This window comes from Syntrophomonas sp. UBA5494 (assembly GCF_002426325.1).
This window is the reverse complement of the sequence record NZ_DIPG01000129.1, coordinates 3282-3616: the sequence shown is the minus strand read 5'-3', so window position 1 is coordinate 3616 and position 335 is coordinate 3282. Positions and strand designations below refer to the sequence as shown.

Sequence of the window (335 nt, the reverse complement as noted above, 5' to 3'; positions counted from 1 at the left end):
ACCCAGGAATTTCAGGGTGAGGTGGTAGTTTACATATTCCACCCACTTCACATCGGGATTTGTCCGGGCCAGTTGTCTTCTTATCTGCTCGGCCTGGTCTTTTATCGCCTCGGGTGCGGGAATGGCAATAAAAGCCCTCATTTGGCACCCTCCTCGGTTAATAGCCGGCGCCGCACCAGATCCAGGGCGCTTTTCGCTGCCAGGGTGCGAATACCGCTGCGGTCACCTACAAATCGCATTTCTTTCACTTCAACTGTTCCTTTAAGGGCCAGACCGATATACACCAGACCCACCGGTTTTTCATCACTGCCCCCGTCCGGACCGGCAATTCCGGT

The 335-nt window shown here is 54.6% G+C and carries 2 protein-coding genes; both read right to left on the bottom strand.

The features are described from left to right. Positions 1-141: 2'-5' RNA ligase family protein (locus tag B3W37_RS14505; RefSeq protein WP_483176241.1), on the bottom strand; the 141-nt coding region annotated here is incomplete at its 3' end. Beyond that, positions 138-335 (bottom strand): CinA family protein (locus B3W37_RS14500; RefSeq protein WP_483176229.1); only part of this gene is annotated, 198 nt, incomplete at its 5' end. The genes B3W37_RS14505 and B3W37_RS14500, both read right to left, overlap by 4 nt.